This is a genomic window from Bordetella bronchiseptica, from assembly GCF_900636925.1.
Taxonomy (GTDB): Bacteria; Pseudomonadota; Gammaproteobacteria; order Burkholderiales; family Burkholderiaceae_B; genus Bordetella; species Bordetella pertussis.
Window position 1 is genome coordinate 1,661,681 of sequence record NZ_LR134326.1, and the last position, 19,189, is coordinate 1,680,869.

General features: G+C 68.9%; 18 protein-coding genes. 10 read left to right on the forward strand and 8 right to left on the reverse strand.

The features are described 5' to 3' along the window. Positions 1-57: 57 nt before the first annotated feature. Positions 58-939 (reverse strand): protease HtpX, encoded by an 882-nt coding sequence (gene htpX, locus EL288_RS07755; RefSeq protein WP_003813142.1) that lies wholly within the window; start codon positions 937-939, stop codon positions 58-60. 153 nt (positions 940-1,092) lie between these two features. Here htpX and EL288_RS07760 point away from each other — a divergent pair, with 153 nt between their 5' ends. Together EL288_RS07760 and EL288_RS07765 are read left to right on the forward strand one after the other, a co-directional pair. Next, positions 1,093-1,947: a DMT family transporter gene (locus tag EL288_RS07760; RefSeq protein ID WP_003813139.1), complete on the forward strand. Its 855-nt coding sequence runs from the start codon at positions 1,093-1,095 to the stop codon at positions 1,945-1,947. A gap of 52 nt (positions 1,948-1,999) precedes the next feature. Next, the gene (locus tag EL288_RS07765) at positions 2,000-2,851 is read left to right on the forward strand and encodes a sulfurtransferase (protein ID WP_003820280.1); all 852 of its coding nucleotides are present in this window, start codon (positions 2,000-2,002) and stop codon (positions 2,849-2,851) included. 16 nt (positions 2,852-2,867) lie between these two features. On the opposite strand, the gene EL288_RS07770 is transcribed toward EL288_RS07765, so the two are convergent. Next, the gene (locus EL288_RS07770; protein WP_003813135.1) at positions 2,868-3,437 is read right to left on the reverse strand and encodes a phosphonate degradation HD-domain oxygenase; all 570 of its coding nucleotides are present in this window, start codon (positions 3,435-3,437) and stop codon (positions 2,868-2,870) included. A 30-nt stretch (positions 3,438-3,467) separates the two neighbouring features. Continuing rightward, complete coding sequence (locus EL288_RS07775) at positions 3,468-4,331, reverse strand: LysR family transcriptional regulator (RefSeq protein WP_033459576.1); 864 nt, start codon at positions 4,329-4,331, stop codon at positions 3,468-3,470. Between the two features lie 159 nt (positions 4,332-4,490). Between EL288_RS07775 and EL288_RS07780 the strand changes: the two genes are divergently transcribed. The 5 genes from EL288_RS07780 (at position 4,491) to EL288_RS07800 (ending at position 10,416) form a co-directional block, all read left to right on the forward strand. Then, positions 4,491-5,567: a putative 2-aminoethylphosphonate ABC transporter ATP-binding protein gene (locus EL288_RS07780; RefSeq protein WP_033459575.1), complete on the forward strand. Its 1,077-nt coding sequence runs from the start codon at positions 4,491-4,493 to the stop codon at positions 5,565-5,567. Positions 5,568-5,631: 64 nt separating this feature from the next. Then, positions 5,632-7,326, forward strand: a complete 1,695-nt coding sequence (locus tag EL288_RS07785) for a putative 2-aminoethylphosphonate ABC transporter permease subunit (protein ID WP_033459582.1) — start codon at positions 5,632-5,634, stop codon at positions 7,324-7,326. Positions 7,327-7,342: 16 nt separating this feature from the next. After that, on the forward strand, positions 7,343-8,173 hold the full coding sequence (gene phnX / locus EL288_RS07790; RefSeq protein WP_003820286.1) for a phosphonoacetaldehyde hydrolase: 831 nt from the start codon (positions 7,343-7,345) through the stop codon (positions 8,171-8,173). A 28-nt stretch (positions 8,174-8,201) separates the two neighbouring features. Then, positions 8,202-9,224, forward strand: coding sequence for a putative 2-aminoethylphosphonate ABC transporter substrate-binding protein (locus EL288_RS07795; RefSeq protein WP_003813124.1), 1,023 nt, complete (start codon positions 8,202-8,204; stop codon positions 9,222-9,224). 64 nt (positions 9,225-9,288) lie between these two features. Further along, a complete protein-coding gene (locus EL288_RS07800; RefSeq protein ID WP_033459573.1) occupies positions 9,289-10,416 on the forward strand; it encodes a TIGR03364 family FAD-dependent oxidoreductase in 1,128 nt (375 codons plus the stop codon). Between the two features lie 5 nt (positions 10,417-10,421). On the opposite strand, the gene EL288_RS07805 is transcribed toward EL288_RS07800, so the two are convergent. Together EL288_RS07805 and EL288_RS07810 are read right to left on the reverse strand one after the other, a co-directional pair. Next, positions 10,422-10,643 (reverse strand): FecR/PupR family sigma factor regulator, encoded by a 222-nt coding sequence (locus EL288_RS07805; protein WP_033446442.1) that lies wholly within the window; start codon positions 10,641-10,643, stop codon positions 10,422-10,424. Further along, positions 10,636-11,187, reverse strand: coding sequence for a sigma-70 family RNA polymerase sigma factor (locus EL288_RS07810; protein ID WP_370448372.1), 552 nt, complete (start codon positions 11,185-11,187; stop codon positions 10,636-10,638). Before EL288_RS07810 ends, EL288_RS07805 begins: the two co-directional genes overlap by 8 nt. A gap of 190 nt (positions 11,188-11,377) precedes the next feature. Between EL288_RS07810 and EL288_RS07815 the strand changes: the two genes are divergently transcribed. Then, a complete protein-coding gene (locus EL288_RS07815) occupies positions 11,378-14,320 on the forward strand; it encodes a TonB-dependent receptor (protein WP_033459571.1) in 2,943 nt (980 codons plus the stop codon). A gap of 64 nt (positions 14,321-14,384) precedes the next feature. Here the strand turns inward: EL288_RS07815 and EL288_RS07820 are convergent, their stop codons facing one another. From EL288_RS07820 to EL288_RS07830, 3 genes are all read right to left on the reverse strand, one after another. Further along, a complete protein-coding gene (locus EL288_RS07820; protein WP_033449886.1) occupies positions 14,385-15,536 on the reverse strand; it encodes an aromatic ring-hydroxylating oxygenase subunit alpha in 1,152 nt (383 codons plus the stop codon). 147 nt (positions 15,537-15,683) lie between these two features. After that, positions 15,684-16,694 (reverse strand): acyltransferase, encoded by a 1,011-nt coding sequence (locus tag EL288_RS07825; protein WP_003813114.1) that lies wholly within the window; start codon positions 16,692-16,694, stop codon positions 15,684-15,686. Positions 16,695-16,864: 170 nt separating this feature from the next. Continuing rightward, on the reverse strand, positions 16,865-17,830 hold the full coding sequence (locus EL288_RS07830) for a Bug family tripartite tricarboxylate transporter substrate binding protein (RefSeq protein WP_003813113.1): 966 nt from the start codon (positions 17,828-17,830) through the stop codon (positions 16,865-16,867). 174 nt (positions 17,831-18,004) lie between these two features. Between EL288_RS07830 and EL288_RS07835 the strand changes: the two genes are divergently transcribed. Both EL288_RS07835 and EL288_RS07840 read left to right on the forward strand, forming a co-directional pair. Further along, entirely contained in the window at positions 18,005-18,835 is an 831-nt protein-coding gene (locus EL288_RS07835; protein ID WP_033446458.1) for an IclR family transcriptional regulator, read from the forward strand. An 86-nt stretch (positions 18,836-18,921) separates the two neighbouring features. Beyond that, positions 18,922-19,188 (forward strand): exodeoxyribonuclease VII small subunit, encoded by a 267-nt coding sequence (locus EL288_RS07840; RefSeq protein ID WP_003813109.1) that lies wholly within the window; start codon positions 18,922-18,924, stop codon positions 19,186-19,188. Position 19,189: the final 1 nt, after the last annotated feature.

The following is a 19,189-nucleotide window of genomic DNA, read 5'->3' on the forward strand; positions in this document are numbered from 1 at the left end:
CCATGCAAAACGCGCCCCTTGCGGGGCGCGTTTTCGCTGGCGGACCGGAACAGCCGGTCAGCCCAGGCGGGCGTGCTGCAGGGCCGCGATGCGGGCCTGGATCGGGGGGTGCGAGGCGAACATGGCCGAGATGCCGTTCTTGCCCGAGATGCCCGAGGCTTCGAACGACTTGGGCAGTTCGCCCGGCTCCAGGCCGCCCAGCCGCGCCAGGGCGCGGATCATGGGCTCGCGCGAGCCCATCAGGTGGGCCGAGCCCGCGTCGGCGCGGTATTCGCGCTGGCGCGAGAACCAGGCCACGATGATGGAGGCCAGGATCCCGAAGACGATCTCACAGACGATCACGGTGGCGTAGTAGCCCAGGCCCACGCCGCGTTCGTTCTTGAGAATGGCGCGGTCGACGAAATAGCCGACCACCCGCGCCAGGAACACGACGAAGGTGTTGACCACGCCCTGGATCAGGGTGAGGGTGACCATGTCGCCGTTGGCCACGTGCGCCACCTCGTGGCCCAGCACGGCGGCCACTTCTTCTTCGGTCATGCTGTCGAGCAGGCCGGTCGAGACCGCCACCAGCGAGTCGTTGCGGAACGCGCCGGTGGCGAATGCGTTGGGTTCGCCCTGGTAGATGGCCACCTCGGGCCGGCCGATGCCGGCGCGGTCGGCCAGCTGGTGCACGGTGTCGAGCAGCCAGGCTTCGCGCTGGTTGGCCGGCGCGTTGGGGTCGATGACGCGCGCGCCGGTGCTCCATTTGGCCATGGGCTTGCTCATCAGCAGCGAAATGATCGCGCCGGTGAAGCCGATCACGGCCGAGAAGATCAGCAGGCCGGTGAGGTTCAGCCCCTGCGCGGTCAGGAAGCGGTCCACGCCGAGGATGCGCATCGTGGCCGACAGCACAACCATGACGGCCAGGTTGGTGATCAGGAACAGGAAAATGCGTTTCATGCTTGTTATGGTCCTTTGCGAGCGAAAGTCGTACCCCGCTTGGACTGGCGGGCGGGGCGCGGGTTCCCGGCGCCGGCGGGGCCGGCAGCGATGGGGAGTATAGTATCGCTTTCCCTGATTCCCCCCGGCCCTTTTTTCGTAGCGGTAAGCCCCATGCAGGCTCTTTGGATGTTGTTGGCGTCAGCCATGTTCGCCATCATGGGGTCGTTCGTGAAGCTGGCGAGCGAGCACGGGGCTTCGCTGCCGCAGGTGGTGCTTTTCCGCGGCCTGCCCTCGGTGGTGCTGCTGCTGATCTGGGCCCGCGCCGGGCGCCAGTCCATCATCCCGACCAGCTGGCGCCTGCATGTCTGGCGCAACCTGTCCGGCGTGACCTCGATGTGGCTGGGCTTTTTCGCCCTGGCGCACCTGCCGCTGGCCACCGCCACCAGCCTGAACTACACCGCGCCGCTGTTCATCGCCTGCTGGATGCTGGGGTGGGGCGGCGCGCAGCGCGACCCGGTGCGCATCGCCGCCGTGGCGCTGGGCTTTCTGGGCGTGATCGCGGTGTTGCGCCCCAGCGTCAACGACGACCAGTGGCTGGCCGCGCTGCTGGGCCTGACCGCCGGCGCCATGTCGGCCATCGCCATGCTGCAGATCCGCCAGCTGGGCCGCGTCGGCGAGCCCGAGTGGCGCACGGTGCTGTTCTTCTCGGTGGCGGTATGCGCCAGCAGCGGGGTCGGCCTGCTGCTGGGAGGGTGGGGGCGGGCGGACCTGTACGGCTATCTGGCGCTGTTCGGCGTGGGCACCTCGGGCCTGGTGGGGCAGCTGACCATGACGCGCGCCTTCGGACACGGCTCGGCCCTGTTGACCGCGGCGCTGCAGTACACGACCATCATTTTTGCCGCCTTCATAGGCATGGGGCTCTGGGGCGACGCCCTGGACAACCTGGCCTGGATGGGCATGGGCCTGATCATTTTCGCGGGATTGCTGTCGGTCTGGCGCACCATGCGCCGGCCTGGCGGCGCCTGATCATCCGCGTCCGGCCGGCTGCGGCCGCGGGCGCCTACAGGGGAGCAAACCGATGACCATGACGCTGATTTCCGCCGCCGACCTGGCCGCCCGACTCGATGCCGGCGGCGTGCGGGTGTTCGACGTGCGCCATGACCTGGCCGACCATGCGGCCGGCCGCCGCGCCTACGAGCAGGGCCATATCGCGGGCGCGCGCTACCTGGACCACGAGGCCGAACTGGCCGCGCCGCGTTCCGGCAGCAACGGCCGCCACCCCCTGCCCGAGCGCGATGCCTTCGCCGGCCTGATGGCCGCGCACGGCGTGACGCCCGAGACGCTGGTGGTGGCCTATGACGCCAGCGGCGGCATGTTCGCCGCGCACCTGTGGTGGATGCTGCGCTGGATGGGGCACGAGCGGGTCGCGGTGCTCGACGGCGGCTGGCAGGCCTGGACCGCCGCCGGCCTGCCGACCGAGGCCGGCGCCACGCCGGCCGTCTCGGCGCAGCCCGGGGCGCGGGCCGGCCAGAGCCTGGCCGGCACCGTCGATGCCGCCGCGGTGCTGGCCAACATCGGCCAGCCTGCCTTTACCGTGATCGATGCCCGCGCGGCCAATCGCTACCGCGGCGAAGTCGAGCCCATGGACCCGGTGGCCGGCCACATCCCGGGCGCGCTGAACCGGCCCAATACCGAGAACCTGCAGGCCGATGGGCGCTTCAAGGCGCCGGCCCAGCTGCGCCAGGAGTTCGAGGCCCTGCTGGGCGGGCGCGCGGCCGACGGCATCGTGCACCAATGCGGCTCGGGCATCACCGCCTGCCACAACCTGCTGGCCATGGAGATCGCCGGCCTGGCCGGTTCGCGCCTGTACCCCGGCTCGTGGAGCGAATGGTGCAGCGACGCGGCGCGGCCGGTCGCCAAGGGCGCCTGAGCCGATCCGGCCGCCGTCACCAGATGGCGGCCACCTTGGCGCGGCCGGCCACGCCCTCGGCGATCTCCAGGAAGTGCGTCAGCGAGCCGGTCTGCATGCCGGGCTGCTTGGCCTGGTCGTCCCAGCGACGCAGCCGGATCGCGTCCGGCGCGCCCGGCATGCTGGCGAAATCCACCGCCTGGCCGGCATCGAAGCTGCCGCCTTGCAGCGTCAGGCTGCGGCGCGAGTCGGCCGACAGGCGCGTCGCGTAGGCAGGTTCGACGAAGCACAGGTAGCGCTTGGCCTCGACGTGCAGGCGGATCGGGTCCAGCACGGCATTGCCGAACAAGCCGCGCAGGAAGGGCAGCACGAAGTACTGGTGCTTGTCGTCCAGGCCGCGCAGGCTGGGGGTGCCCGGGTGCGCGGCGATCAGGTGGCCCAGGTCGTGCAGCAGGCTGGCGGTAATCAGGTGCGGGCCGGCGCCGCCCTGTTCGGCCAGCGTCGCGGTCTGCAGGGCGTGCTTGAGGTGGCTGACGGGCTCGCCGTCATAGGCGCGGTGGCCGCGCTCGAGGAATATCTGTTCGATGTCTTGCAGGGTCAGGGCCATGGTTGTCTCCCGGCATCGCCGGCGGCGCGCTCATGCCGCGCTCGGCGCCAGTTCCAGAAATCGTGCAATCAGCTGCACGGGCTGCCGCTCTCGCAGGCAGTACAGGTACTCATGCATCAGGACCTCGGTATCGGCGATCGCCACCGTGGCCAGTTCGGCATGGGCGGGCACTTCGCACGACGGGATCAGGCTGACTCCCAGGTTGCACAGGATCGCCTGGCGGATCGATTCGCGGCTGCCGATCTCCAGCACCCGGGCCGGCGCCACGCCGGCCTTCTGCAGCGCCTCTTCGGTCAGCTGGCGTGTCATCGAACCGGGCTCGCGCAGCAGCAGCGCGTACGGCGCCAGATCGGCCAGGCCGGCCGAGGCGCGCGCGGCCAGCGGGTGGCCGCGGTGGACCACGATGCGCAGCGGGTCGGCGGCGATGGCGCGCCGGTACAGGTTCGGGTTGTTCATCGCCACCGAGGACGTCGCCACGTCGATCCGGTAGTCGTGCAGGGCCTGCAGCATGCTCTGCGAGTTGCCGATGGCGACGCTGAGCTCGATGGCCGGGTAGCGCTGGTTGTAGCGCCGCACCGTGTCCATGATGTAGAAGGGGCCGGTGGCGCCGACGCGCAGGCAGCCCTCGCGCAGGTCGCTGGCGTCGCGCAGGCGGAATTCGATCTCGGATTCCTGCTGCACCAGTTTCTCGACCAGCGGCATCAGGCGGTGGCCGGCATCCGATAGCCGCAGGCCGCGTCCCTGGCGATGGAACAGTTCCACGCCGTAGCGCGATTCGAGCTGGCGCAGCTGGCCCGTTACCGTGGGCTGGCTGACCCCCAGCTGGGCGGCCGCCTTGGTGACGGTGCCGCAGCGCGCCACGGCGTGGAAAGATTTGAGTTCGGCGACCAGCACAGGAAATCACGCGCGCGGCGTGCCAGATAGAGCAGGATCGCCAGTACACCAAAATTATTTGATGTTTTTATTACTGCATTTGCGCGAACTGTCATAAACGCACAATAAGCCCTGCCCATACTCCCCGGACATTGGTTACCGAGTCATTCTGGAGGGCATATGTCCCGGGGCAGCGACGCATTCCTGTCGATACGCAATCTGGTCAAGCACTATGGCGTCCATCGGACGCTGGCCGACGTGTCGCTGGACATCGGTGCGGGCGAGCTGGTGTGTCTGCTCGGCCCCTCGGGCTGCGGCAAGACCACCCTGCTGCGCGCCATCGCCGGCCTGGAGCGCCAGGATGGCGGCGCCATCGTGCTGGGCGGCCGCGATATCTCGAACGAGCCGCCGCAGGCGCGCGACTACGGCATCCTGTTCCAGTCGTATGCGCTGTTTCCCAACCTGACGGTGGCGCAGAACGTGGCCTATGGGCTGAGCGGCCGGCGCGGCGACCGCGAGCGCGTGGCCGCCCGCGTCGATGAAATGCTGGCCCTGGTCGGGCTGAGCGGCGCGGCCCGCAAGTATCCGGGGCAGATTTCCGGCGGCCAGCAGCAGCGCGTGGCGCTGGCGCGCGCCCTGGCGCCGGCGCCGTCGCTGCTGCTGCTCGACGAGCCCATGTCGGCGCTGGATGCGCGCGTGCGCGACCGCCTGCGCGGCGAACTGCGCGCCTTGCAGCGGCGCCTTTCCATCACCACGCTGATGGTGACCCACGACCAGGAAGAGGCCATGGTCATGGCCGACCGGATCGCGGTGATGAACGGCGGCGTCATCGAGCAGTACGGCACGCCACGCGAACTCTATCGCGATCCCCGTTCGGCATTCATCGCCGACTTCGTGGGCGAGGCCAACTGGCTGCAGTACCAGCGCATCGACGCCCACCGCGCGCGCGTCGGCCAGCTCGAACTGGACGTCGAGCAGCCGCTGCAGGCCGACAGCGGCCGCCTGTTCGTGCGGCCGGAGGCGGTGCGGCTGAGCGCATCGGGTACGCCGGCCTCGGCCAACACCGTGCTGGCCGATGTGCTCGATGGCGTTTTCCTGGGGCGCGGCTATCGTATCTCGCTGCGGCTGGAAGGAATACCGGGCGCCACCGTGCAGTCCGTGGTTTCCGCTGAAACCGGTGATGCCCTGCTGGGCGCCCATGCTGCCGGCCGTTGCTGGGTGGAGCTGCCGCGTCATGCGCTACGTGCCTACGCTTGAATCCGCCGTCGCCAAGGCGCCGCGGCGCGCCGCCATCGCGCGGCCGGCCGACGCTGCCGCGCCCGTGCGCCGGGCGCTGCCGGCCTGGACCGGAACCCTGGGCCGCTGGGGCGGGCAGGGCCTGTTCGTCGCCGCGCTGGTGCTGTTCCTGGCATTGCCGCTGCTGGCCATCCTGCTCAAGGCGGTGGCGCCGGGCGCCGATGGCGCCGCCGGCGTGGGCGTGCTGGCCGGCATCGTCGCCGACAGCGCGTTCCTGGGGCTGGTATGGCGCAGCCTGGCGGTGGGGGCGGCCACGGTGGCGCTGGTGGTGCCCTGCGCCTATGCCTACGCATATTGCCTGACCCGCACCCGCGCGCCGGGCAAGGGCGTGCTGCGGCTGGTGGCCTTGCTGCCGCTGCTGGCGCCCTCGCTGTTGCCGGGCATCGCGCTGATCTACCTGCTGGGCAACCAGGGCCTGCTCAAGGCGCTGGCCGGCGGCGCCACCATCTATGGCTTCTGGGGCATCGTGATCGGCGAAGCCTTCTACACCTTCCCGCACGCGCTGATGATCCTGCTGACCGGCCTGGCGCTGGCCGACGGCCGCCTGTACGACGCGGCGCGCGCCATGGGAGCCGGCCCCTGGCGCACCTTCGCCACCGTGACGCTGCCGGGCACCCGCTATGCCGTGTTCTCGGCCTGCTGCCTGGTGTTCACGTTGACGGTCACCGATTTCGGCGTGCCCAAGGTCGTGGGCGGCGACTACAACGTGCTGGCCATGGAGGCGTACAAGGCCGTGGTGGGGCAGCAGAATTTCTCCAAGGGCGCGGCCATCGGCCTGCTGCTGCTGGTGCCGGCCATGCTGACCTTCCTGCTCGACCGGCACCTGCGGGCGCGCCATGGCGCCGGCCTGAGCGGGCGCGCGCAGGTCTACGCGCCGGGCACGCACCGGTTGCGCGACGCCTGCTTCCTGGCCATCGCCGCGCTGATCGGCCTGGCGCTGCTGACAATCGTCGGCGTGGCGGTGTGGGCGTCGTTCGTCAAGATGTGGCCGTACAACCTGTCGCTGTCGCTGCGTTCGTACGACTTCGACAACATGGACGGCGGCGGCTGGCTGGCGTGGCGCAACAGCATCCAGCTGGCCGCGTGGACGGCCCTGGCCGGCACCGCGCTGGTGTACGGCGGCGCCTGGATGATGGAAAAACTGCCGACGCGCGGCGTGCAGGCGGCGGCGCTGCGCGGCACCGCGCGGATGCTGGCGCTCACGCCCATGGCCGTGCCCGGGCTGGTGCTGGGGCTGGGGTACATCTTCTTCTTCAACAGCCCCGGCAACCCGCTGGGCGCCCTGTACGGCACCATGACGCTGCTGGTGGTGTGCACCGTGGTGCACTTCTACACCAGCGCGCACCTGACCGCGGTCACCGCGCTGGGCGCGCTCGACACGGAGTTCGAGGCGGCCTCGGCCTCGCTCAAGGTGCCGGCCGCGCTGACCTTCCTGCGCGTCACGCTGCCGATGTGCCTGCCGGCGGTGCTGGATACCGCGCGCTACCTGTTTGTCTCGGCGATGACGACCGTCTCCGCCGTGGTGTTTCTCTACAGCCCGCAGACCGTGCTGGCTGCCGTGGCGGTGCTGAACATGGACGACGCCGGCTTCATCGGCCCGGCGGCCGCCATGTGCACCGTGATCATGGCGACCTCGGCGCTTGCCTCGCTGCTACTTCACCTGGCCAGCCGCGCGCTGGTGGCGCGCACCCAGGCGTGGCGCCGCGCGCCGGCGGCCTGACCGACTCTCCACAGGAATGAATGCCATGACGCTTGCAACACTCCCCGTGCGCCTGGAGGCGCTGGTCTTCGACTGGGCCGGCACGCTGGTCGATTTCGGCTCCTTCGCGCCGACCAAGGTCTTCGTCGATGCCTTCGCCCGCTTCGGCGTGCAGATCTCGCTGGAACAGGCGCGCGGCCCCATGGGCATGGGCAAGTGGGATCACATCCGTGCGCTGTGCAATGACGCGGCGATCGCGCGGCAGTACCAGGAACAGTTCGGCCGGCTGCCCACCGACGAGGACGTCACCGCCATCTACGAACGCTTCCTGCCCATGCAGCTGGAGAAGGTGGCCGAATATTCGCAGCCCATACCCGGCGCCATTGAACTGCTGCACGGCCTGCGCCAGCGCGGCCTGAAGCTGGGCTCGTGCTCCGGCTACCCGGCCGCCGTCATGCAGCGCGTGCTCGAACGCGCCGAGCGCGAAGGGCTGGCGCTGGACTACGTGGTCGCCAGCGACGATGTGCCGCGTTCGCGGCCGGCGCCGGCCATGGCATTGCGCAACGTGGTCGAGCTGGGCATCGCCGACGTGGCGGGCTGCGTCAAGGTCGACGACACCGCGCCCGGCGTGGAAGAGGGCCGCCGCGCCGGCATGTGGACGGTCGGGCTGCTGCTGTCGGGCAACGCCGCCGGCCTGTCCCTGGAACAGTTCCTCAGCCTGGACGAGGCCGGCCGCGAGGCCGCGCGCGATCGCGCCCGCGCCGAACTGCAGGCCGGCGCTCCCCATTACCTCATCGATACCGTGGCGGACCTGCCGCCGGTATTGGCCGATATCGAAACGCGCCTGGCCGCCGGCCAGCGTCCCTGAACCCAGCTTTCCCAACCGGAGTTTCCGCATGAAGCGCATTCCCTCGATCCTGTTGGCCGCCGTCCTGGCCGCCGCGGCCGGCGTCGCCGCCGCCGACACCACGCTGACGGTCTACACCGCCCTGGAGGCCGACCAGATCAAGGCCTACCAGGCCGCCTTCGAAAAAGCCCATCCCGACATCAGGATCCAATGGGTTCGCGATTCGACCGGCATCGTGGCCGCCAAGCTGCTGGCCGAGAAGAACAACCCCAAGGCCGATGTGATCTGGGGCCTGGCCGGCACGGCGCTGGGCCTGATGGACAAGGAAGGCATGCTGCTGCCGTACGCGCCCAAGGGCCTGGACCAGATCGCGGCCAACATGCGCGACGGCAAGGACGTGCCGGCCTGGGTCGGCATGGACGCCTACGCCGCCGCGGTGTGCGTCAACACCATCGAGGCCAGCAAGCAGAACCTGCCCATGCCCACCTCGTGGCAGGACCTCACCAAGCCGGAATATGCCGGCAAGATCGTGATGCCCAATCCGGCATCCTCGGGCACGGGCTTCCTGGACGTGAGCGCCTGGCTGCAGATGTTCGGCGAGGAAAAGGGCTGGGCGTTCATGGACGCCTTGCACAAGAACATGGGGTCGTACACGCACTCGGGCTCCAAGCCCTGCAACATGGCCGCCGCCGGCGAATATCCGATCGGCATCTCGTTCGACTACCGCGCCGCCAAGCTGAAGGCCGACGGCGCGCCGGTCGAAGCCGTGTTCCCGTCCGAAGGACTGGGCTGGGAAGTGGAAGCCACCGCCATCGTCAAGGGCACCAAGCATCTCGAGGCGGCCCGCAAGCTGGCCGACTTCTCGGCCAGCCGGCAAGCCAACGAGCTGTACAAGAGCAACTTCGCCGTGCTGGCGATCCCGTCGGTGGCCACGGTCAACCCCCATCTGCCGGCCAATCTGTCCGAGCGCATGATCAAGAACGACTTCGTGTGGGCCGCGACCAACCGCGATCGCATCATCGCCGAATGGTCCAGGCGCTACGACGGCAAGTCCGAGCCGAAGAAGAAGTAATCCCGCATCGGCGGCGGGCTCCGCACGGCGGCGGCCCGTCCATTTTCCCGGAAGCAGCAAAATCATGAAGACGTATGACGTGGTCGTCGTGGGCGCCGGCATGCTGGGCATCGCCCACGCCTGGGCGGCCGCCCGGCGCGGCCTGTCGGTGGCGGTGGTCGAGCGCAGCCAGCGCGCGCACGGCGCCACCATCCGCAATTTCGGCCAGGTGCTGGTCACCGGCCAGGCCCCGGGCGTGATGGCCCGCCACGCCCGCCAGTCCCGCGAGCTGTGGCTGGAGCTGGCGGCCGGCGCCGGGTTCCATGTGCGCGCCAACGGCAGCCTGGTGCTGGCGCGCAGCGCCCTGGAACAGGACGTGCTGGAGGAGTTCGCCGCCGCGCGCCTGCAGGCCGAAGGGTACCGCGCCGAACTGTTGTCGGGCCGCGAGCTGGCGCGGCTGTTCGATGGCCGCCTGGGCCATCATTGCGCGGCATTGCGCGGCCATGACGACCTGCAGATCTACTCGCGCGAGGCCTTGCCCGCCATCACGGCCTACCTGGCGGACCGGTTCGGGGTCGAATTCCTGACCGCGACCCTGGCAAGCGCGGTGCGCGAGGGCGTGGTCCAGACCTCGGCCGGCGCGCTGCGCGGCCGCCACGCATTCGTTTGTCCGGGGCACGATTACCTGACGCTGGCGCCGGAACTGTTCGCGCCGCTCGGCCTGCAAGTCAGCTGCCTGCAGATGCTGCGGGTCGCTTTCGAGACGCGCCCGTTCGCGCTGGACCGGCCGTTGCTCACGGGGCTGTCCTGCGTGCACTACGGCGCCTTCTCCGACCTGCCGACGGCCCGGACGCTGTGCGAGAGCCTGCAGCGGCACGAGCCTGACCTGCTGGACAACGGCATTCACCTGCTGGTCAGCCCCACCCCCCATGGCGAGCTGATCATCGGCGATTCGCACCGCTATGGGGTCGATGCCCTGCCGTTCAACGACGAGCAGGTCGACTGCGCCATGCTGGACCTGGCGCAGCAGGCCCTGGGTTGCCGCCTGCGCGTGATCGAGCGCTGGCAGGGCGTGTACGGGGCCCATGGCCCGGCGCCGTTCTCGGTGCTGCCGGTCGACGACCAGACCACGGTGGCCGTGATGCACTCGGGCGTGGGCATGACCGTGGGCCTGGCGGTGGGCGAGAACACGGTGCAGGCCCGCCTGGGCTGAACCGCCTATCGGCCCCGGGCGTCCGTCGCTCCAGGGCCGGGGCGTAGCGATTCCAACTGGCCGGCCAGGCGTTCGGCGCGTCGCCAGGCGCGTTGATGCATGGCGCTGCGCGCGCGCCAGGCCTCGAATGCGGCCTGCTGCCTGCTGTCGAGCGGGCCGTCCTGCGCCCGCGCGAGCCAGGCGGCCGCTTCGCGCAGAATGGATGGATCGATGGCGCCGTCAGTCATCGGGCATCAGGTGCAGGCACGCCACATAGGCCTGCCGCATGTAACGCTTGACCGTGGGAATGGCGATGTCCATGGCGTGGGCGATGTCGCGCTGCTTCATCCCGCCCAGTACCGCCATCAGGAAAACCCGCTTGATGCACGGCCGCAGCGTATCGAGCGCGGCATCGATCCCGTGCAGGGTTTCGAGCGCGAGCGCCTGGCGCTCGGGCGAGGGATGCATGGCCGGCGGCAAGGCTTGCAAGGTTTCCAGCCAGGCGCGTTCCAGCGATTGCCGCCGCAGCCAACTGACCAGCACGCCCTTGGCCGCCACGGCCAGATAGGCGCGCGGCCGCTCGATCATCTGGTCCAGGCGGTGCGCCGCCAGCATGCGCACGAATATGTCGTGCGCCAGATCCTCCGCCACGCAGCGTCCCCAGGAATGCAGGCGATACCCGAGCCAGCTACGCAACCAGGCGTGATGTTCCTGGTACAGCGCCGCGACCTTGTCGCGCCCGCACATGCCGGACGACGGAGAGCAAGCCTTCATGGGGGAGGGGACAGGCACGGCAGGCGCGTCACCGCTCCTTGCCGGCTCATATAAATGAAAATGCGACGCATTATTTATTAATTCATCCCGGCCCGCAATCGCGGCGCACAGGGCGCCATATCCCTTTTGCGATCTCGTGCGACAGAAAGTCCGAGACAGGTCCGCAAGCGGCCCATGCCTCATCGCAACGCAATCAGGAGCATCAGTCATGGCCCCCAACCATTTCCGCCTCGCATCCCTTGTCGTTCCGTCCAGCCGGACGACGCTCGCCGCGCTGTGCCTGCTCGCAGGCGTGGCCGTCGGCGCGCAAGCCGCCACGAGCCGCGCGGATGTCGCGCTCGCCGCAAGCCGCGCTCGAACCGCCGGCGCAGACAGCGTGCACGATTTCGACATCGCCGCCGGGCCGTTGGATCAGGCGCTTGCGGCCTTCGCCAGCCAGTCCGGCTTGCGCCTGGCGATCGACGCCACGCTCACCCGCGGCTTGAGCGCGCCCGCGCTGCGCGGCCGCCATACGGCACGCACCGGCTTGCGGCGTTTACTGGCCAGCAGTCACCTTCAGGCAGTGGTCCACGATGATGGCAGCCTTGTCCTGCGCCGCGATCCGACATTGCCCACGTTCGAGTTATCGCCGGTTCGTGTCCTATCGGACCCTGTCCGAGATGTCTACCTGGCGCCGCGCTCGTCCGTCTATGTGTCGGCGGTCGACATCGCTCGCTTCGGCGTGGTGTCGCCGGCCGATCTGCTCAAGGGCCTTCCGGGCGTGCAAACGGGCGATAGCCGCAATGGCGGCGGCCTGGACGTCAACATCCGCGGCATACAAGGGCAAAGCCGGGTCGCGGTCAAGGTCGATGGGGCGGAGCAGGCGCTGGACGTCTATCGCGGCTATGCCGGCACCCAGCAGCGCAGCTACATCGATCCGGATCTTGTCAGCGATATCGTGATCGACAAGGGGCCGAGCCTCGCGCCCGCCGCGGCGGGCGCGATTGGCGGCACGGTACGGATGCGGACCATTGGCGTGCAGGACATCCTGCGCGATGGCCAGAGCGTGGGTCTGCGCGTGACGGGCAGCCTGTGGAACAACGGCGTATCGCCCGCAAGCCGCGATCCTCACCCGCGCCACCCGCCCGAGGACGCCGAGCTCGCGGCGCCGCCGCGCACCCAGCGCGGCAATCTGTTCGGCTCCGACGCCCAGGCCGGCAGCGTCGCGTTCGCCTACAGCGATGCGACGTTCGATGTCGTCGCCGCCTATGCGCGCCGCTCCCAGGGCAACTATTTCACCGGACGGCACGGGCATGATCGCTATCGTGTCTTCGAGGGCAATGCCGAACGCGCCAGCGTCGCCACCGTATACCGGCCGGGCGAGGAAGTGCTGAATGCTTCCGCGCGGACCGAAAGCGTGCTGCTCAAGGGCGCCTTGCGCCCGGCCGACGGCCACGCCGTCGAGTTGGGCTATCGCCGCCTGGACGGCAGATACGGTGAAATCATGCCCTCCGACATATTCCGCTACGGGACCGCCGGCATCTGGCAATATCCGCTGGGCACGGTCCTGGTCGACACCACGACGGCGCGCTATCGCTATACCCCGTCCGGCACGGACCTGGTCGACGCTACCGTGAATCTGTGGACGACCCATGCGAAGACCCGCCAGCTCAATACCGTGATCGCGCCGGCCTCGGAGTTCTATCGCGATGACCGGAATTGGGTCAGGGTCGCCAACCGGCGCATCGGCGGCGATTTCGGCAATACGGCTCGCCTGTCGAGCGCGTATGGCGAATTCCGGTTGGAGCTGGGCGGCGCATTCCAGTACGAGGACATCGGGCCTCAACGCGGCGTGCGGATCACGCAGCATGACCGCAACGGCAATCGCTACCTGCGCGATGCCGCGCGCCGCGAGCTCGGTCTCAACGCAAAGCTGACCTACCAGCCGACCGAGCGGTTCACTGCATGGGCGGGCGTCCGCTACGCGCGGATGCGTCACCGCGACCACAATTCCCATGCCACGCCGCGCCAGGCGCAACGCTTGATGCGCCGCATCGTCATCACCAATCCCGATGACGATGGCATCATGTCCTATGGCTACATGGACTGGTTTCCCGACGCAAACGGGCAGTTCACGGACGCCACGGATCCCCGCCTGCACAACGGCATCGTATACAGGGACGCGGAGCTGCCGTCCGAAGGAATTGCCTTCGACGACTTTCTCGTCAATGCCCGGACCAACGTCCGCGTGACCGATGCCTCGGTCCGGGACACGGTGATCGGCTACGATTTTTCCCCGCCACGGATCAACCGCGACCAGGGCCTGGCGCCCGCGCTTGGCGTCGATTACGAAATCGCGCCTGACATGCACGTCTATGCTTCGTATACCCAGGGGCTGCGCATGCCGTCGCTGTTCGAGACCAGCCTGGGCGTATTGCAGACCACGCCTGGCGCCGGCCTGAGGCCTGAGCGCGCGCACAGTTGGGAGGCGGGCATCGGAGCGATGCGGGACGATCTGCTGCAGGCCGGAGATTCGGCCGCCTACAAGCTGGCGTACTTCCGCAACGACATCCGCAACTACATCACCCGCTATTACCGCCCCGGCGCCAATGGCCTCATGACGTTCAGCAATGCCGAGCGCTATCGCGTCCATGGCCTCGAATTGCAGACCCGCTACGATGTCGGCCGCTACTTCGCCGACCTGTCCGCGACGTACTACCTGAAAACCGAAACCTGCGACCCCGCCTTCGCCGCGCAGTTGCGCGCGAGCGCCGGCAGGGGCCGTTCCACGCAGGACACGCCGGACTGCACGCCAGGCAGTTTCATGGGGTCATATGCCAATACGCAGAACCCCCCCAGGCTGGCCGTCAACGTGACGGCCGGGCTGCGATTGCTCAGCCAGGCCCTGACGCTGGGCGCGCGCATGACGCACACCTCGGGGCCCACCGCGAGGGCCGATCGTCCGTGGCAGCAGGGCGCGACGACGGCGCAATTGCTCTACCATCCGGTCACGGTCTACGACCTGTTCCTCGCGTATCGCGTGCACAAGCGCGCGGCGCTGAACATTTCGCTCCAGAACCTGACCGATCGCTATTATCTGGACCCGCTGGCACAGAGCTACATGCCCGCGCCGGGGCGTACGCTGCGCGTGGGGCTGCAGGCGTGGTTCTGATCCGGCCAGGCGGGGCCGCACGGCAGCGGCCCCGGCAGCCCGGCCGGACGCGGCGAGGCGAGGGCTAGTCCTCGGTCTCGCCCATCACGCGGCGATACCACTCGTGGAAGTGCTGCATGCCGTCTTCCATGGGCGACTGGTACGGACCGGTCTCGTTGGCGCCGCGCAGCATCAAGGCCTTGCGGCCGGCATCCATGCGCTCGGCGATCTCGTCGTCCTCGATGGCCGTTTCCATGTAGGCGGCCCGCTGCGCCTCGACGAACTCGCGCTCGAAGGCGACGATTTCCTCGGGGTAGTAGAACTCCACCACGTTGAGCGTTTCCTGCGGGCTCTTGGGGTAGAGCGTGGAAAGCACCAGCACGTGCGGATAGAGCTCGATCATGTGGGTGGGGAAGTAGGTCACCCACATCGCGCCGAAATCGGGCGCCTGGCCGGCGCGGAAGTCCAGCAGGCGGTCGTGCCACTGCTTGTACACGGCCGATCCGGGCTGGGCCAGCGCCTGGTGCACGCCCACGCGCTGCAGGCTGTACCAGTCGTTGAATTCCCAGGCCAGGTCGTCGCAGGTGACGAAGCGCCCCAGCCCCGGGTGGAAGGGGCCGACGTGGTAGTCCTCGAGATAGACCTCGATGAAGGTCTTCCAGTTGTAGTTGCACTGGTGGACCTCGACGTGGTCGAGCACATAGTCGCCGAAATCGAACTCCGGACGCGCGAACAGCGGCGCCATGTCGGCGGCCGGGTCGCGCGGGCCTTCGAACAGCAGGCCGTGACAGTCGCGCAGCCGGAAGCGCTGCAGGTTCATGCAGGGCGTGGCGTCGAACTGGGGCGCGCCCAGCAGTTCGCCGCGGTCGTTGTACGTCCAGCGATGCAACGGGCAAACGATATTGCCGCCGGTGTCCTTCAGGCTGCCGCGCGTATTGGCGTTGCCGCTGACGTTGCCGGCCTCGCCTCCCAGCATCAGGGCCTGGCGGTGGCGGCACACATTGGAGACCAGCTCCACGCCCTGCTGGTTGCGCACCAGCGCGCGGCCGCCGTCCTCCTGGACCAGGGTACGCCAATCCCCCAGCTCGGGCACCAGTTTCTGGTGGCCGACGTAAAGCGAGGATTGCTTGAAAATGAGTTCTTGCTCGCGCGCAAAGCGGGCTTCGTCAAAATAGGCGCTGACGGGAAGCTGGGTGCGAGCTGGCACCACGTGTGCCATCCGACCAATGTCGGTCATGATTCCCTCCGCACGGATGAAAAAGCCAGGACGGCTGAGGTCGTGTCGCTCATGCCGTTCTGGCGCGAAGAAAAATCGGTCTGGCCGATCCCAAACCGGGAATTGTACCCCATCCGGGTTAACCGGGGTGGTAATTCTCAATACGCTTTAGACCAGCCGGCGGGTCAGCCGATGCCGGCGCAACATCCAGCTGGCGAGCGCCGACAGCGCGAACACGGCGGCCGTGATTGCCGGCACGCCCCAGGCGTCCGGCCGCCAGGCGCGCGCCGCGCCGATGCGGTGGGCCAGGTCCAGGAACAGCGGATGGATCAGGTAGATGCCGAACGTGAGCGGCGCCAGGGCGGGCAGGGCGGGCAGCCTGGGCGAGCCGACGATCAGCTGGAACGCCGCCAGCGACATCAAGGGCACGGTGACGCTGAAGTAATCATAGAAGTACAGATCCAGCGCGCGCGAATCGGACAGGGCGCTGACTCCCCAGGCCGTGGCGGCCACGCTGGCGGCCAGCACCAGGCCGGGGCGTGGCATGCGCAACTCGCCATCGAAGATCAGCCGGCCGGCCACGAAATAACCCAGGTAGGGCAGGAACCAGGTCAGGAACAGCCCATTGCCGCCGCCCAGCGCGCGCCGGTACAGCGCATCGAGCACCGCCACGCCCAGTATTCCCACCACCCACAGCGCGCGGGCGCGCGGCTGGCTGCGGGCGTACAGCAGCCGCACCAGCGGCGCGAACAGGTACAGGCCCACGATCATGTACAGGTACCACAGGTGGTAGTAGGGCGCGCCTTCGGCCACCTTGCGGGGCCAGAACGAGAAGTCCAGGCGGCCGTCGTCCCACCAGTCCAGCGCGGTGCGCCAGGCCAGGTAGAAGAGGGTCCAGAACAGCAGCGGCGCGCACACGCGGGCCATGCGGCGGCTGTAGAAGCGCCGCGCGTCGTGCGGCTGGTCCGGGTCCAGCAGCAGCGCGCCGCTGACCATCACGAACACGGGCACGCACCAGCGCGCCGCGGAGTCGTAGAGGTTGGCCGCCAGCCAGGCGTGGCTGCCGTAGGCGGCGGGGTCGGATACGGTCTGGGCGGCGCTGTGCAGCAATACCACGGCAAGCGCGGCCAGCCAGCGGGCCGCGTCCAGCCGGGCGTATCGATCTTCGATCGTCGGCATGGCGCTCCTGCGCGGTCGGATTACTAGCCTATACCGTAGCAGCGCCGGCGGCGGCAGGGCTGTATCGAGGCGTTAGCAAGCGTGGCCGATGGCAGCGCCGGGCCCGGGCAAGGGCGGCCGCCCGGCAACATCTCGAGCGAGTGTCGTGCCGGGCGGCGCCGCCGCGCGGCTTATTGCAGAACGATGTTGGCCTGCTTGATGAGCTGGCTCACCACGGGCTGCTCGTTTTTCATCTGCGTGGTGAGTTCCTGCGCGGTGCCGGAGCGCGGGTCGATGCCCATGGCCAGCATCTTGGCGCGCACGGTCTCGTCCTTCAGCGTGGCCTGCAGCGCCTGCTCCAGTCGCGCCCGCACCGCTTCCGGCGTGCCGTGGGGCGCGACGAACGTGAACCAGGCCGTCATCTCGTTGGGATAGCCCTGTTCGGTCAGGGTAGCCAGTTTGGGCAGCGTGGCCAGGCGGGTGGGGCTGGTGATGGCGAACACGTCGATCTTGCCGGCCTCGGCCTGCGGCATGCCGGTGGCGACCATGTCGAAGAACAGGTCCACGTCGCCGCTGATCAGCGCCGGCAGCGCCTGCGTGGCGCCCTTGAACGGCACGTGCAGGATGTCGATGCCGGCCTGCTTCTTGAACAGCTCGGCGGCCAGGTGCGAGGACGTGCCGGCGCCGAAGGTGGCGAAGGTCAGCTTGCCCGGATGCTGCTTGGCGTAGGCCACGATGTCCTGGGTGCTCTTGAAGCCGTGCTTTGGGCTGGCCAGCAGCACCAGCGGGCCGATGCCGACCATGCCGATGGGCACGAAGCTGTCCGGGTCATAGGGCAGCTCCTTGTAGAGGTAGCGGTTGGTCACCAGCGTGGAGTTGGTCGCCATGAGCAGGGTGTAGCCGTCGGGATTCTCGCGCGCCACGTACGCCGCGCCGATCGAGGTGCCGGCGCCGGCCTTGTTCTCGACGATCATGGGTTGGCCCAGGTCCTTGGCCATGCGTTCGGTCAGCAGGCGGGTCAGGACATCGGTGGCGCCGCCGGCCGGGAAGGGCGAGACGACCTTGATCGGCCGGGCCGGAAAGGACTGGGCCGAGACACTGGCTGCGGCCAGCGACAGGCTCAGGGCGGCGAGCAGTTGCAAACCTTTGCGTAGCATGAACTTCCCCTTGTGCGTATGGGTTGGGATGCAGGTGTGAGTCGAAGCGGGGAGGCAGGCGGGCCGCGATGGCCCGCAAATTCGCTTTCCAAGCCGCAGGATGCGTGCTTAAATTCCGTGTATCGGAATTTTATTTTGCTATCCGAAATCAACTATAAAAACGACGCCATCCCAATGCAACCTTTTTCGACGCGGCCCCCCGATCCGGACGGCCTGCCGGCCAGCCAGCCGGCGCGGCGCAAGCGCGCCGCCAGCGCCGCCGGCGCGGCCTCGCCCGATTTCATTACCGCGCTGGCGCGCGGGCTGGACGTGTTGCGCTGTTTCCGGCCCGGCGTGCGCGCCCTGGGCAATCTGGACCTGGCGCGCCTGACCGGTCTGCCCAAGCCCACCATCAGCCGCATTACTTACACGCTGACCGAGCTGGGCTATCTGCGCTACCACGCCGACACGGGCAAGTATTCGCCCGGCTACGCGGTGCTGGCGCTGGGGTTCGGCGTGCTCGCCAGCCTGGAGGTGCGCGAATTGGCCAAGGCCGGCATGTCCGAGCTGGCCGTGCAGACGGGCGGCGCGGTGGCGCTGGGCGCCTTCGACAACGATGCAATGGTGTACGTCGAGGCCATGCATGGCTCGCCGGCGCTGTACCTGCGCCTGCCGGTCGGTTACCGGGCCAGCCTGGACACGGCCATGGGCCGGGCCTACCTGGCCGCGTTGCCCGAGGCCGCGCGCCAGGCCCTGCTTGGGCGCCTGGGCCAGGCCGCGCCGCCGCCCGCCATGGTGGCGCGGGCGGTCGAGGAGCTGAGCGCCGAAGGGTGCTGCTATGCCCTGGGCGAGTGGCAGTCGGGCATCAACGCCGTGGCGGTGCCGTTCGCCTCGGTCACCGGAGAGGGCGTGTTCGTCATGAGCTGCGGCGGGCCGCTCGGGCTGCTGCCCGAGCGCACCTTGCGCGAGCAGGTGGCGCCGGCGCTGCGCCAGGCGGCGGCGCGCCTTGCGGGCGGGGCCGGTTGAGCGGCGCGGCGCGCGAACGGGGCTATCTCGTACAATTCGGTTATTGATTCCGATCAACCCCACTTCGCGCCTTACCGGAGACCCGCGTGGCCTCATCCAAGCAAGCCGATCCACAGACCGACGCCCGTCCCCTGCCGCAGGATTTCGAAACCGCGCTCGCCGAACTCGAGTCGCTGGTGTCCGCCATGGAGAACGGGACGCTGCCGCTGGAGCAGTCGCTGTCCGCCTACCGGCGCGGCGTCGAGCTCGCGCGCGTCTGCCAGGACCGCCTTGCGCAGGCCGAGCAGCAGGTGAAAGTCCTGGAGGGCGATTTGCTGCGCCCGCTCGATCCCGCGGCGCTGGACGACGAATAAA

Coding starts and splice junctions, on each gene's coding strand:
- htpX (WP_003813142.1), bottom strand. CDS start 939: ATGAAACGCATTTTCCTGTTCCTGATCACCAACCTGGCCGTCATGGTT.
- EL288_RS07760 (WP_003813139.1), top strand. CDS start 1,093: ATGCAGGCTCTTTGGATGTTGTTGGCGTCAGCCATGTTCGCCATCATG.
- EL288_RS07765 (WP_003820280.1), top strand. CDS start 2,000: ATGACCATGACGCTGATTTCCGCCGCCGACCTGGCCGCCCGACTCGAT.
- EL288_RS07770 (WP_003813135.1), bottom strand. CDS start 3,437: ATGGCCCTGACCCTGCAAGACATCGAACAGATATTCCTCGAGCGCGGC.
- EL288_RS07780 (WP_033459575.1), top strand. CDS start 4,491: ATGTCCCGGGGCAGCGACGCATTCCTGTCGATACGCAATCTGGTCAAG.
- phnX (WP_003820286.1), top strand. CDS start 7,343: ATGAATGCCATGACGCTTGCAACACTCCCCGTGCGCCTGGAGGCGCTG.
- EL288_RS07795 (WP_003813124.1), top strand. CDS start 8,202: ATGAAGCGCATTCCCTCGATCCTGTTGGCCGCCGTCCTGGCCGCCGCG.
- EL288_RS07800 (WP_033459573.1), top strand. CDS start 9,289: ATGAAGACGTATGACGTGGTCGTCGTGGGCGCCGGCATGCTGGGCATC.
- EL288_RS07805 (WP_033446442.1), bottom strand. CDS start 10,643: ATGACTGACGGCGCCATCGATCCATCCATTCTGCGCGAAGCGGCCGCC.
- EL288_RS07815 (WP_033459571.1), top strand. CDS start 11,378: ATGGCCCCCAACCATTTCCGCCTCGCATCCCTTGTCGTTCCGTCCAGC.
- EL288_RS07820 (WP_033449886.1), bottom strand. CDS start 15,536: ATGACCGACATTGGTCGGATGGCACACGTGGTGCCAGCTCGCACCCAG.
- EL288_RS07825 (WP_003813114.1), bottom strand. CDS start 16,694: ATGCCGACGATCGAAGATCGATACGCCCGGCTGGACGCGGCCCGCTGG.
- EL288_RS07830 (WP_003813113.1), bottom strand. CDS start 17,830: ATGCTACGCAAAGGTTTGCAACTGCTCGCCGCCCTGAGCCTGTCGCTG.
- EL288_RS07835 (WP_033446458.1), top strand. CDS start 18,005: ATGCAACCTTTTTCGACGCGGCCCCCCGATCCGGACGGCCTGCCGGCC.